The organism is Jatrophihabitans lederbergiae, assembly GCF_031845305.1.
GTDB lineage: Bacteria > Actinomycetota > Actinomycetes > Mycobacteriales > Jatrophihabitantaceae > Jatrophihabitans_A > Jatrophihabitans_A lederbergiae.
This window is the reverse complement of the sequence record NZ_JAVREH010000026.1, coordinates 13,845-25,748: the sequence shown is the minus strand read 5'-3', so window position 1 is coordinate 25,748 and position 11,904 is coordinate 13,845. Positions and strand designations below refer to the sequence as shown.

Sequence of the window (11,904 nt, the reverse complement as noted above, 5' to 3'; positions counted from 1 at the left end):
CGCTGGCGTCTGATCGGTGCCGTCACGCTACACGAGGGTAACGGCGATCGGCTCGATCGAAGGGTTCCCGCTCAGCTGCCGATCGGCACCAGCGGGGGATCGAGTAACCGCAAGGTCCGGCGTCGGCGTCGAGTTCGGCGGCCACGCCGATCGGAAAGCTCTGCGACCGGCCGCCGTGGCCGATGTTCGCCCAGCTGATCGTCGGCATCCCGAGGTCGGCCAACCGCTCGGTGAGGATGGGGTGGACCTCGTCCACCGGGCCGCAACCGGAGAAGGTACCGGTAACGATTGCCCTTATGCCGTCTAGGTAACCGGACCGCAGTAGCTGGGTAAGCATTCGGTCTATCTTGTGCGGCTCTTCGGGTTCATCGCGCTGCCGAGCCTGCCGCCGGCCATCTCACTGTCCGCCGTGATCGGGCAGGGCGACACCTCGATCACCATCGCGATCGCCGTCACGTCATGGACGGCGACCGCCCGGCTGGTCCGCGCCCAGACCCTTGCCGTCGAGGCGCGGTCGTTCGTGGAGCGGGCCGGGTGCTCGGCGCCGGCAATGTGCAGATCATGGTCCGGCATGTGCTGCCGAACGTCGCGCCGCTGATCCTGCTGTCCGCCACCCTGACGGTGGCCGGCGCCATCCTCTCCGAAGCCACTTTGACCTTTCTGGGGCTGGGTGACGCCACCGAGGTGTCCTGGGGCGGAATGCTCAACCAGGGCTTCGGCCAGGGTGCGGTGAGGAATTGACCGGTGCAAGCTGGGGAAAGCTCCGTGCGGTGCGGGTGGGCCGGTGCGTCGATCGTCTTTCAGGGCGCGATGAGCGCGCTGAATCCGGTGCAGACGATCGGTGACCAGATTCACGCCGCTGGACGGGCCGTACCGCTTCGAGATCGAGTTCGACGCCACCCACCCGGTCGCCATGACGACCGCGATTCCGGACGTCGAGCAGGTGGGTCTGCGCCGGGTGGCGTTCGAGTTGTCCAGCATGAAGCTGTCCATTCACTGTTTCCGGGCAGTAACGGCGCTTGCCGACGGCAGTCTGGAAAAGAGCTACGGCTAGCTTTCCGGCTTCTGTCCGTGGCGCTACAGAAAACGCCACGCGGCTCGGAGCACGCTCAGCCCCGGGTGAGCACCGGCAGTTCGAGCGCGGCCGGCTCCTTCGTCGCGCTGATACCCCGCCCGAGCTGCCAGATGCCGAGTCCGGTGGCCACCACAGCCACCACCAGGATCGGCGTGGGGACCCGCAACAGAGCCAGCGCGGAGGCCAGCAGCACCGCCGCGATGACCGGCCGGGTGAGCGCCGCCGGGGCCTGTGCCGACAGCCGTGCGCCCAGGTACACCGCCGGCAGCGCGCCGACCAGCAGGGACGCGGTGATCGAGAGTCGCACCTCGCCGAACAGCAGGTGGCCCAGGGCCGCCGAGGCGACCAGTGGTATCGCCTGCACGATGTCGGTGCCGACCAGTTGCTTCGGCGACAGCCGCGGATAGGCCAGCAGCAGCAGGGCGATGATCAGCGAACCGGCGCCCACCGAGGTCATGCCGACCGCGAAGCCGCCGAGAACGCCGATCGCGATGGTCCGTCCGGGCCGTACCACCAGCGGACCGTCCGTCCGGCCGGACGCTCCACGGCGGTCGATCACCGCGCGCAGCACCGTGCAGGACAGTGAGCCCAGCAGTGCGATACCGATGACGATCTTCAGCGTGGACTGGACGTGGGCCGAGTGGCCGACCCTGCCGATCACCCACGCACCGGCGAACGCGGCCGGCACCGAGCCGAGCGCCAGCCAGCGCAGCAGGCCCGTCTGGACCGTGCGCCGCCGCAGGTGGACGGCGGCGCCCACCGGCTTCATTACCAGGCTGGTCACCAGGTCACTGGAGATGGCGGCGAGCGGGGCGACGTGGAAGAACAGCACCAGCAAGGGGGTCAGCAGCGCGCCGCCGCCCATGCCGGTCAGGCCGACGAGCAGCCCTACCAGGGCTCCGGCGACGGCCAGGGTCAGATCGATGTGCATGGGATGGCTCTACTTTCGGCAACGGCTCAGCGGGGTCAGGGCAGGTCAGAACGCTGCCCGACAGCCCGATGTGCACAACCGCATCAAATCGACGTGCAACCGGCGCACCAAACTCAACGGTTGTCCGGGGAAGCACGACGAAGCCACCTTGCCAGAGTGCAGCCCGCGGCGAGGATTGTCAACAAACCCTGTAGAGATACAACTCCCAGCTCAACACAGCGAGCTGTGGCTGTCGCGATAAATGGCGCGAATTTTGGCGGAGCTAGTTGGCGGCTGGTGGGCGACTCGCATGGCGATCCTTACGGCGGGGGTCAGGTGGACTTCACACCTAGTCGACGTAAGCCGATTCCGATTACCTCGTGGCGATACAGGTACCCGTACGTGCGTGAGTCCTCGCTGCGCGGGTTGTCGCCGCTGACCAGGAGTGCGCCGGGCGGCACTCGGGTGTCACCGATCGGGCCGGCTGGTAGCTGGAAGGTAGCTGGCACCGGGTCGCCGGGGAGTGCGGCGATCCGCTTGATCATGGTGGGCACGTCCTGGGATGCGCTGACGAGGTCCGGCGCCTGGCGGGCGGTGAATAGCACCAGGGAGCCGACTTTCAGTGTGCCGCCCCGACGGACCAGAACCCGGTCGCCGTCTCCGAGCGTCGGTGACATGCTCGAGCCGCGGACGGTGGCCACGCATAGCATGCGGCGTAGCCCCGCGAAAGCCCCGGCGGTCGCGAGCAGGGCGATCGCCGTCGCGGCCGAGACGCGCCGTGCGGACCCCGTCGGCTCCCGGTCAGTCATCCGCCGGCGCCCAGCGACGGCCCGCTGTCGAGCTGATAGCCGGCAGCCTGCTTGGTGAACAGCTCGGCGTATCGGCCGCCCTCTGTCGCCATCAGGCTGTGATGAACGCCGCGCTCGATGACCGCGCCCTCGCTGAGCACCAGGATCTGCTGGGCGTCGCGCAAGGTGCTGAGCCGGTGGGAGATCAGTAGCTGGGTGCCGGCGCCGTGCCCGGGAGATGGCCTGTTGTATCTCGTGTTCGCTGGCCGCGTCCAGGCCGGAGCTGGGCTCGTCCAGAACGAGCAGGTCGGCATCATCGCGCAGCAGGCTGCGTGCGATCGCGATGCGCTGCCACTGGCCGCCGGACAAGGTCGTCCCGCTCTCGCCGTCGTCGATGAATCGTTTGCTCAACGTGGTGTGGTAGCCGGACCCGAGCGCTTGGATGAACTGGTCCGCACCGGCGAGCCGGGCTGCGGCGCGGATTCGGGGCAGCGTGTCGAGCCGGTCGTCGGCACCGAGGTTGCCGATGCCGATGTTCTGCTCGGCGGTCAGTTCATAGCGTGCGAAATCCTGGAACGTCGCGCTGATCCGGCGGCGGAAGTCGTTGATCCCGAACTCCCGGATGTCGATGCCGTCCCAGAGGATGGCGCCCTCCACCGGGTCGTAGAAGCGCAGCAGGAGCTTGACGATGGTGGACTTTCCGGCGCCGTTGCTGCCGACGATCGCGGTACTGCTGCCAGCCGGAATCGTGAGGTTCAGACCGCGCAATACCCACGGGCCGTCCGAGTCATAGCGAAAGCCCACGTCGCGGAACTCGATGCCCGACCGCAACGGTCCGGGTGTCGCGCCGCCGTCGATGAGGTCGGTCGGAGCGTCGATGATGTCGAAGTAGTTGCGAAACATCCGGACGAACATGCTGGCGTAGCCGTACTGTGCGGTGATCGAGCTGGCCGCGGACTGGACTGCCGCCACCCCGGCGATGAACAGGGTGAAATCACCTACCGACAGCCGCCCGGACAGCGCGCCCCGGATGGCGATGTAGGCGGCCACCATCGAGACCGCCACGCCACCGAGTGCGAACCAGCACTCGGTCACGGTGAGCCGGCGCTGCTGGCTCAGTTCGATCGAACTGAGGCCTTCGTAGGCGTTGTCCATCTTGTTTCGGAACAACGAGGTCATCCCGAAGACCCGAGCCTCCTTGGCGAACATCGGATCGACGGCAAGCGAGTGGAAGTAGTCGCGGCGCCGGTATTTCTCCGCGGCGGCCCGGTAGTCGCCGGTGGCGCGCTTGGCCAGCCGGTGTTGAGCGATCGCGGCGGGCACGGCGACTGCCAGCAGCAGCAGCGCGATCGGCGGCCAGATAGCCAGCAGGATCAGGATGTAGGTGATCGAGCCGGTTGCCTGGCGCACGGTCGAGACCAGGAATGCGGTGACTCCGGAGGGGCTGCTCTGCACGCTTCGCTCGGCCAGCTGCAGGCGGTCGAAGAATTCGGGATTCTCGAACTGTGCCAGTCCCTGAAAGCTCGCGATCCGCTGGAAGAGCCGGCGCTGCGCAAGCCCGATCACCTTGGTCTGGATGAGACCGGACAGGTAGCCGGTGCAGTAGCCGCTGATCAGCAATACCCCGCCGAGGGCGGCCCCGATCAGCGCCAGCGTGAGCGCGCGAGTGTGGTCGGCGGCTCGGCCGGCCGTCAGGGTATCGATCAGTAGCTTGAGTACGTAGGTCGTGAGCGCGGGCACGGCGCCGGTGAGCGCGCTGATCCCGAAGGCGCTGATCGACGCTCCCGGGGAAGCCTGCCAGGGCAGCGCCGCGGCCCGGCACAGCACGCTGAGGTTGTCACCGAGCCTGGTTCGCCAGGTGCTGGCGACCGCTTGGGTCATCGGCCATCCGTGCGGGCGCCCTCGGGCAGCCGGTGCCCTACCCGGACGATCTCACCGTCGCGCAGGTCGACCACGGTGGGAAACACCTCCACGCCCCCGAACGCCGCCAGCGCCGGGTGTTCCAGTGGCACCACCGAGACGCCGCCGAGGTGACGCAACTCCGTGGCAAATTCCGAGGTTTGCGTTTCGGCGTCGTCACCTACCAGGAAGAAGCTCACGAGTTCCGGTGGTAGCCGATCGGCGGATTTGGCTGCCCGCATCGCGCTGATGACACGCCGGCAGGCCGGGCAGTGCGCGGTGACGAAGAGCGCTCGTCGGTTGCCCTGCCGCAGCTGGGTGCCAGTCAGAGGTGCGCCAGCGCCCGCGGGTGTCTCGAATTCGCCGATGCTGTTGCCGACCACGGGGAGCACCGGCTTGTCCTCGGAGTGATCGTGCGGGGACGCCTTGATCCGCCGGATCGCGGCTAGGGTCAGTAGCAGGTTCCCGGCGGTGGCAACCGTCAAGAGCAGGACCCAGATCGACAAGGCGGCGGTCATCGGGAATTCCCCTGTGGGTGTCGGGTCGTGTGGGATCGCATACGGGCACTTGCGCATGGTGGATGCCCGCGTGCGTCGTGGTGCGCAGTGCTAGCTCGCCGCCGGTGTCCTCAGGTAGACCAGCAGGTCCCAGTTGATGATCACGGTGGCGGCCATCACGCCACCGACCGCCGCCCCGGCGCCGGTCATGGTGACTGGTAGCCCTGGGTGCGCCACGGTCTGCAGTATCCAGCCGAGCGCGCCGACCACCATGAGGGCTGCGGCCCGGACGACGTGCCTGCCGGATAGGACGCCGGAGTCGGTGCCGAAGCATCGGCAGCGCGCATCGGCACCATCGTGCACGAGTTTCGCCAGCGACGACGTCATCACTAGGAACAGCGCCGTGCTGAGGACGAAGCCGATTGCGCTGGTCCAGAGCGCGAGCGCTCCGGCGGTGATCAGTTCCGCCGCGACCAGGAGCGTGGCCAGCACCCTAGGCCCCAGCCAGCCGGGCAGCGACAAGGCGGCCGCCGGTAACGAGTCGGCGGCCGCCTGGAACGCGGCGGAGCTGCGTACCTTGCCGACACCGGCCACGACCAACACGCCGATGAGAAGGATCCTCAAGGCCAGGACGAACTCCGGCATCCTCGTCAGGTTCAGCAGGGAGTGGTGGTCTGGACGGTGCAGTTGGCGAGGCAGTCGTAGCGATACACGACGTGATTGAAGCAGCCGCACTGCTGACCGTGTTCGGGCACGCATGCTCCCGCATCAGCCTGGTGCAGCACTACCTGGAGCAGGCGATCGCCCATCGTACGAAGAAGCTGGGTTATGAGGTTTACTCCTTGTTTAAACGGTATGAGAAGTGTGGGTGGACACTCGCAAAGATATCAATTATGTCAAGAGTATTTGGACATACCCGAGAAACTAGGTGTCCTGGGCCAGGATCTTCGGTAACACCGATGACATCGAGTGAGAATCGTCAGTCGCAGGCTTGAGGCAGTGCGCAGCAGCGCCGTAGCGAGAGCAAGGAGTGCCTTGACGTGTGGCGGCTGATAGCGGGTCAGATGCGATACCGCTTCGGCCGCACCGCGGCACTGATGCTGGGCATCTTCGTTGCCGCCACCAGCTTTACGGTGCTCAGCGGCTCCGCCCAGACCGCGCGGTTGCAGGTCACCGGGACCGTGCAGGCGAACTAACGCGCGGCCTATGACATCCTGGTCCGCCCGAAGGGCAGCACCACCCCGCTGGAATCCGGCCAGGGACTGGTGCGCGCGAACTACCTGTCCGGCATCTACGGTGGCATCACCACGGCGCAGTGGCAGCACATCGAGAAGCTCTCCGGGGTCGACGTGGCGGCCCCGATCGCGATGGGAGGCTACCTGCTGCCCAAGGTCGAGGTGCTGATCGATGTCTCGGCTGCACTGTCCGCGCGCTCCCGGCAGCTACTTCGAATCAATCGGACCTGGGTCACCGACCGAGGACTGTCGCGCGCCCAGGATGCGCCCGGCTACGTGTATGTCACCAGCTTTCCTGAGAGCTCCGGCAACGCGGACTCGTCCGGCACTACTGTTCCGGCGGTGGCCGAGCAGGCCAGCGGGTTCTCGAAACAGGTTTGCCTGAACGATTTCGGACTGGCGTCGGGCAGCGGACCCTTCGATCCCGCATTGCGCGGCAGGGAATTGTGCTGGTCGCGGGTCAACGGCTCCGAAGGCGGCGGACCAATACCGGGTGTCCGGCCAGGCGGTGCGGGCTACTTCATGTACTGGGCGTTTCCGATGCTGCTTGCCGCGATCGACCCGGCACAGGAAGCCAAGCTCGACCATGTCGACCAGTCGGTGATCAGCGGCCGGTACCTCCAGGGCAGCGACCGGGGCGGGATCGTCAACAACCCCTACACCAAGGACATGCGGGTCCCGGTGCTGATTCCCGACGCCATCGCCTCCGATCAGCAGCTGCAGCTTGATGTCGAGCAACTGCCGTCGACAGTGGCCGACGCCGTGCCGGGGCACCCGCTCAGCGCATTGAACCTGGATCAGCGCCTTGCCGGCGTGACCGGTACCAAGGCGACGTCGTTTACCGTGACCGCTCAGACCGCGTACAGCGAGTTGCGCGACGTGCTGCTGCACCATCTGCAGTCCTCAGCTCTCATTACGCAGATGGACGCCTACTGGACGCCGGGTCCGACGAACTACGTCCAGCAGCAGCACGGTGTGCTTGCCGCCGAGCCGACGGAGACCCCGGACTCGACCTGGACTTCGGTCTACGGGATCGGTGGCTACCAGAACGTGTCTAGCACGGTGCAGGGTCAGGGATTCCGCCAGCTGGTGGAGCATCAGGCTGGTGGGGACGGTGGAAACGGCCCGAGCCTGGACAAGATCGTTCGGCCACAGCTGCAGGTGGTCGGTCAGTTCGACCCGAACAAGCTGCCGGGTTTCGGCGCGCTGTCCTCGGTACCGCTGGAGACGTTCAACCCGCCGTCGGCAGTGGGGGCGGACAAGAAAAGCGCTGCCGCGTTGGGTGACAAAGCGTTGCTGCCGGACGGCAACCCGGCCGGCTACCTGCAGGAACCGCCATCGCTGCTCACCACGATGGCCGGCCTGGCCAACCTCAAAAGCCTCTACGACGGCAGCTCCTCGGCACTGATTTCCACCATCAGAGTAAGGGTGTCCGGCGTCGTCGGACCCGATCCGGTCAGCCGCGAACGGGTGCGGCTGGTCGCCCAGCAGATCCAGCAGGACACCGGTCTGGACGTCGACATCACCACCGGATCCTCGCCAGCAGCGGTCACCGTGGCGCTACCGGCCGGCAGCCATGGCCGGCCGGCGCTGAACCTCACCGAACGCTGGGTGAAGAAGGGCGTAGCGGTCAGCATCCTGAGTGCGATCGATCGCAAGAGCATCGTGCTATTCGGGTTGATCCTGGTGGTCTGCGCGCTGTTCGTCGCCAACGCCTCGGCAGCCTCGATCCGTGCCCGGCGCACCGAACTCGGCGTGCTGGCCTGTCTGGGCTGGCCACCATCGCGCTTGTTCGCCACGGTCATCATCGAACAGGCCGGCATCGGTCTGCTGGCCGGTACCGCCGGCTCTGCCGTGGCGCTGCCGTTGAGCGCGATCTTCGGGCTGCACGCCTCGCCGAGCCGGGCGGTGCTCGCGGTGCCGGCCGCCGTGGTGCTGGCGGTGCTGGCCGGGCTGTCGCCGGCCACCCGCGCGTCGCGAGCTCATCCGGCGGCCGCGGTCCGTCCGCCGGTCCTGCGATCCCGCCGTGGCGGCAGCCCGAAGTCGATCGGTGGGCTGGCGATGGTGAACCTCTTCCGCACGCCCGGCAGGACGTTGCTGGGTGCCTCGGCGATGACGGTCGGGGTCGGCGGGCTCACCCTGCTGCTGGCGATCACCTTCGGATTCAGGGGAACCCTGGTCGGCACGCTGCTCGGTGACGCGATCAGCTTTCAAACCAGGGGAGTTGACTACGCCTCGATCGCGGTGACCATGCTGCTGTCGGTACTGGCGGTGGCCGACCTGCTCTACCTCAACATCCGGGAGCGGTCGGTGGAGTTCGCCACCTTGCAGGCCTCGGGCTGGGCGCCACGCGACACCAGCCGGTTGCTGCGCCGCGAGGGCGCTGGCATCGGTCTGCTCGGCTCGGTGGTCGGGGCCGGTACCGGTCTGGCGCTGGCCAGCACGCTGGCCGGCTCGCTGACCACGGCAACCGTGATCTACGCACTGGTGGCGGTGCTGGCCGGTACAGCGCTCAGCGCCGCCGCCGCCGAACTACCAGCCCGGGTGCTGCTACGGCTGCCGACCGCCCGACTACTGGCTGAGGAGTGAGCCCGTGCGACGACACACCGATACCCCGCACCCCGAAGGCAGTGACACCTATTCCGGTAGCGGCTCCATCACCGGAGCGGCGGTCAGCACCCGAAGTTTGGTCAAGACCTTCCGCGGCGGTGTCGACACCGCGCTGACCGCGGTGGGCCGGGTGGACCTGCACATCGATGCGGGCTCGTTCGTCGCGCTGACCGGCCCCTCGGGGTCGGGCAAGTCGACGCTGCTGCACCTGATCGGGGCGATCGAATCCGCCGACAGCGGTGACATCGAGGTCGACGGCGAGCTCATCACCGACCTGCCCCGCAAACGACTGCCGGCCTACCGGCGCAGTGTCGGCTTCGTGTTCCAGCGCTACAACCTGCTCCCCGCGTTGACCGCGCTGGACAACGTGCTGGCCCCGGTGCTACCGATCCGCACCAGCTTCGACGCGCCGGCCCGGGCGGCCGAACTGCTCGACGCCGTCGGACTCGCCGGACGGCACCGAGCGTTACCTTCGCAACTGTCCGGCGGGCAGCAGCAACGGATCGCGATCGCCCGGGCACTGATCAACGCGCCGCGGTTGCTGCTGGCCGACGAACTCACCGGCAACCTCGACACACACACCGGAGCCGAAATCCTCGACCTGATCCAGACCATGCAGCAACAGCACGGCATGACCGTCCTACTGGCCACCCATGGCCAAGCCATCGCCGAGAACGCCCACCGGCACCTGAGCCTGATCGACGGACAGATAGTGACCGACACCCAACTCTGAAGCTGCCCTATCACCACAGCGGGCGGGAAAGCTGACCAGTGTGCGCTGGCCGATTATCGACCCCCCATCTACCGGGACGAACCATCGCCGAGCGCCCGGTCAACGCCAACGTCAAATAACGCATCCCGCTAGACCCGTCCGAAATAGAATCCGTAAGGAGGGGGTCATACGGCACGCTGTACCAACGGCAACTTCCGACTCATCCAGCGACTGTTCGCCCGGATCGCCCGCATCCTCACCATCAATGAGCTGTCCGTCATCACCGCGACGTCGTCGAAGCCGCCGGCACCACTCTGGTTCTCGGCGCCACATAACGCCAACAAAATCGCGCCACATATCGCTGACAGCCATAAGCGAGCCCAGCTCAACCCAACCCGGCGCGGCCGTCGGGTTCAGCCGGCGGCCGCCAGTTCACGGAGGGCGGCGTCGTAGCGGTCCAGCACAACCTCGGCCACCAGCGGATGCGCGCCGATGGGATCTGCCACGGCAGCCGACATCAGCTCGTCCTCGGCGTAGCTGCGAAGGCGGTCGTTGAAGAACCCTGGCGCCAGCAGGTAGTTGGCGACATGGCAGCCCATCGGCAGCCCCACCGCCGGATCGCGATTGGTGAGGAACCGCGGGTACACCTTCACATGCAGTGCCCGCGCTAGCTGGTTCGCCGCGGTGTCCAGTTGCTCGGCAGCTTCCGGGTCGGAGGACCCCGACGCGAACAGCACCACGTCCTCCAGGCTGGTGCCGCGCACCGCGAGCAGCCGCTCGTACACGACCTTGGTGATCCGCTTGTCCGGTCCCAGCTGTGCGGCGATGGCCGCGTTCGGGCGCTTGCCCACCGCCCGGGTGATGTCCACCTTCACGTGGAAGCCGGTCGACAGCAGCAGCGGAACGACCGCGACCGGGCCGTCGAGGGTGGGCAGGACGTCAGCGAGCAGCGGTTCCGAGCGCTCCAGCCACGCCAGCTCCACCCGCAGGCCGGGCCGCTTCGTCCGGACGATATTGGTGAGCCGGCGGACCTCGGCGACGCCGTTGGGATCCTTGGTGCCGTGCGCCACCGCGAGCAGGATCGGGGCACCGGCGTCACTCATGACTTCACGTTACCGGCCGGCGGAGCACTGGCCACACACACGCAAAAATCCGGCTCCCACACAGGAAACCGGATCATGTGCGACCCCGACGGGACTCGAACCCGCGACCTCCGCCGTGACAGGGCGGCGCGCTAACCAACTGCGCTACGGGGCCTCGTTGTCGCCTCTGTCCGAAGCAACGTGGAAACCTTACTACGTCCACGATCCGCCGAACACTCGGGCCGTGCTTCGTGCGTACCCCCAACGGGATTCGAACCCGTGCTACCGCCGTGAAAGGGCGGCGTCCTAGGCCACTAGACGATAGGGGCTTGCTTTCGACGATAGGGGCTTGCTTTCGACAACCGCACCATCTTAGCCCCCGTCAGAAGGCTCGCTAAGCATAGGGGACGGCCGTGCGCGGGACCAAAACGGTCGGCCGGTCAGCGTCAGTCCGACCTGACCACAGCGGAAGTCAGCTCAGGGAGCCAATCCCGACCGGACCAGCCGCACGACGGTTTCAGGTAGGTCCAGCAGCTCCTGCCGGCCGGGCCGGTACCACTCGGTGAGGGAGTTGATCATGCCGAAGATCAGCCGGGTCGCCGTCGCGGCGTCCACCTCGGCTGCCACGTCGCCCTGCTGCTGGGCATCGTGCACCAGGATCGCGACGAGCTGGTCGAACCGGCGCCTGCGGGTGAGCGCCGCCAGCTCGGTGGGGCTGTTGCCGCGGACTCGGAGCAGCAGTGTGACGTAGGGCAGCTCGTCGATCAGGGCGTTGACGGTGCCGCGCACCACCTGCGTCAACCGGTCCACGGCGGGGCCGGTGGTCGCCTGCGGCTGCGCCAGGACGGCGAACAGAGCGTCCAGCGCGCGGTCCAGCGCGAGCGTCAGCAATTCTTCCTTGCCCTGCACGTGATGGTAGATCGAAGACTTGCTGAGCCCGGCCGCGGTGGCCAGGTCCGCCATGGAGGTGCGGTCATACCCGCGCTCGGTGAAGACGGTCACCGCCACCTCGAGCAGCGTCTCGGTCGTGTAGGCGGGACGGTTACCGCGCATCCGCGGCGGCTTGGGCGCCGTGGCTGTCGGTTCGGTCATCGGC

At 67.4% G+C, this 11,904-nt stretch carries 13 protein-coding genes, 2 tRNA genes and 2 pseudogenes; 7 read left to right on the top strand and 10 right to left on the bottom strand.

The window, feature by feature from the left end; translation table 11 throughout:
• Positions 1-22: 22 nt before the first annotated feature.
• Complete coding sequence (locus RM423_RS16525; protein ID WP_311424146.1) at positions 23-337, bottom strand: hypothetical protein; 315 nt, start codon at positions 335-337, stop codon at positions 23-25.
• Positions 338-342: 5 nt separating this feature from the next.
• A complete protein-coding gene (locus RM423_RS16520; protein ID WP_311424145.1) occupies positions 343-573 on the bottom strand; it encodes a hypothetical protein in 231 nt (76 codons plus the stop codon).
• On the opposite strand from RM423_RS16520, the gene RM423_RS16515 reads away from it, so the two are divergent.
• From RM423_RS16515 to RM423_RS16510, 3 genes and pseudogenes are all read left to right on the top strand, one after another.
• Positions 562-741 carry a hypothetical protein gene (locus RM423_RS16515; RefSeq protein ID WP_311424144.1) on the top strand — a complete coding sequence of 60 codons (180 nt, stop codon included), beginning with the start codon at positions 562-564 and terminating at the stop codon, positions 739-741. The genes RM423_RS16520 and RM423_RS16515 overlap by 12 nt on opposite strands.
• A gap of 11 nt (positions 742-752) precedes the next feature.
• Positions 753-861: pseudogene (locus RM423_RS25710) on the top strand (ABC transporter ATP-binding protein); the annotation flags it as partial.
• Positions 842-1,054 (top strand): hypothetical protein, encoded by a 213-nt coding sequence (locus RM423_RS16510; RefSeq protein ID WP_311424143.1) that lies wholly within the window; start codon positions 842-844, stop codon positions 1,052-1,054. The pseudogene RM423_RS25710 and the gene RM423_RS16510, both read left to right, overlap by 20 nt.
• 55 nt (positions 1,055-1,109) lie before the next feature.
• Here RM423_RS16510 and RM423_RS16505 read toward each other — a convergent pair whose 3' ends face one another.
• The 4 genes from RM423_RS16505 to RM423_RS16490 form a co-directional block, all read right to left on the bottom strand.
• Positions 1,110-2,006: a sulfite exporter TauE/SafE family protein gene (locus RM423_RS16505; RefSeq protein ID WP_311424142.1), complete on the bottom strand. Its 897-nt coding sequence runs from the start codon at positions 2,004-2,006 to the stop codon at positions 1,110-1,112.
• Between the two features lie 311 nt (positions 2,007-2,317).
• Positions 2,318-4,654, bottom strand: coding sequence for an ATP-binding cassette domain-containing protein (locus RM423_RS16500; protein ID WP_311424141.1), 2,337 nt, complete (start codon positions 4,652-4,654; stop codon positions 2,318-2,320).
• Positions 4,651-5,190 (bottom strand): hypothetical protein, encoded by a 540-nt coding sequence (locus tag RM423_RS16495; protein ID WP_311424140.1) that lies wholly within the window; start codon positions 5,188-5,190, stop codon positions 4,651-4,653. Before RM423_RS16495 ends, RM423_RS16500 begins: the two co-directional genes overlap by 4 nt.
• A gap of 90 nt (positions 5,191-5,280) precedes the next feature.
• Positions 5,281-5,814 (bottom strand): MauE/DoxX family redox-associated membrane protein, encoded by a 534-nt coding sequence (locus RM423_RS16490; RefSeq protein ID WP_311424139.1) that lies wholly within the window; start codon positions 5,812-5,814, stop codon positions 5,281-5,283.
• 419 nt (positions 5,815-6,233) lie between these two features.
• On the opposite strand from RM423_RS16490, the gene RM423_RS16485 reads away from it, so the two are divergent.
• The 4 genes and pseudogenes from RM423_RS16485 to RM423_RS25705 all read left to right on the top strand — a co-directional run.
• Positions 6,234-6,365 (top strand): hypothetical protein, encoded by a 132-nt coding sequence (locus tag RM423_RS16485; protein ID WP_311424138.1) that lies wholly within the window; start codon positions 6,234-6,236, stop codon positions 6,363-6,365.
• A gap of 69 nt (positions 6,366-6,434) precedes the next feature.
• Positions 6,435-8,993 (top strand): ABC transporter permease, encoded by a 2,559-nt coding sequence (locus RM423_RS16480; protein ID WP_311424137.1) that lies wholly within the window; start codon positions 6,435-6,437, stop codon positions 8,991-8,993.
• Positions 8,994-9,135: 142 nt separating this feature from the next.
• Positions 9,136-9,747 carry an ABC transporter ATP-binding protein gene (locus RM423_RS16475; RefSeq protein ID WP_396327754.1) on the top strand — a complete coding sequence of 204 codons (612 nt, stop codon included), beginning with the start codon at positions 9,136-9,138 and terminating at the stop codon, positions 9,745-9,747.
• Between the two features lie 174 nt (positions 9,748-9,921).
• Positions 9,922-10,061, top strand: a pseudogene (locus RM423_RS25705) (AAA family ATPase); the annotation flags it as partial.
• 78 nt (positions 10,062-10,139) lie between these two features.
• On the opposite strand, the gene RM423_RS16470 reads toward RM423_RS25705, so the two are convergent.
• The 4 genes from RM423_RS16470 to RM423_RS16455 form a co-directional block, all read right to left on the bottom strand.
• Positions 10,140-10,829 (bottom strand): sirohydrochlorin chelatase, encoded by a 690-nt coding sequence (locus RM423_RS16470; protein WP_311424135.1) that lies wholly within the window; start codon positions 10,827-10,829, stop codon positions 10,140-10,142.
• Between the two features lie 80 nt (positions 10,830-10,909).
• Positions 10,910-10,983 (bottom strand) — tRNA-Asp (locus RM423_RS16465).
• A gap of 81 nt (positions 10,984-11,064) precedes the next feature.
• Positions 11,065-11,137: transfer RNA gene (locus RM423_RS16460), tRNA-Glu, on the bottom strand.
• A gap of 148 nt (positions 11,138-11,285) precedes the next feature.
• Positions 11,286-11,900 carry a TetR/AcrR family transcriptional regulator gene (locus RM423_RS16455; protein ID WP_311424134.1) on the bottom strand — a complete coding sequence of 205 codons (615 nt, stop codon included), beginning with the start codon at positions 11,898-11,900 and terminating at the stop codon, positions 11,286-11,288.
• Between the last annotated feature and the right edge of the window lie 4 nt (positions 11,901-11,904).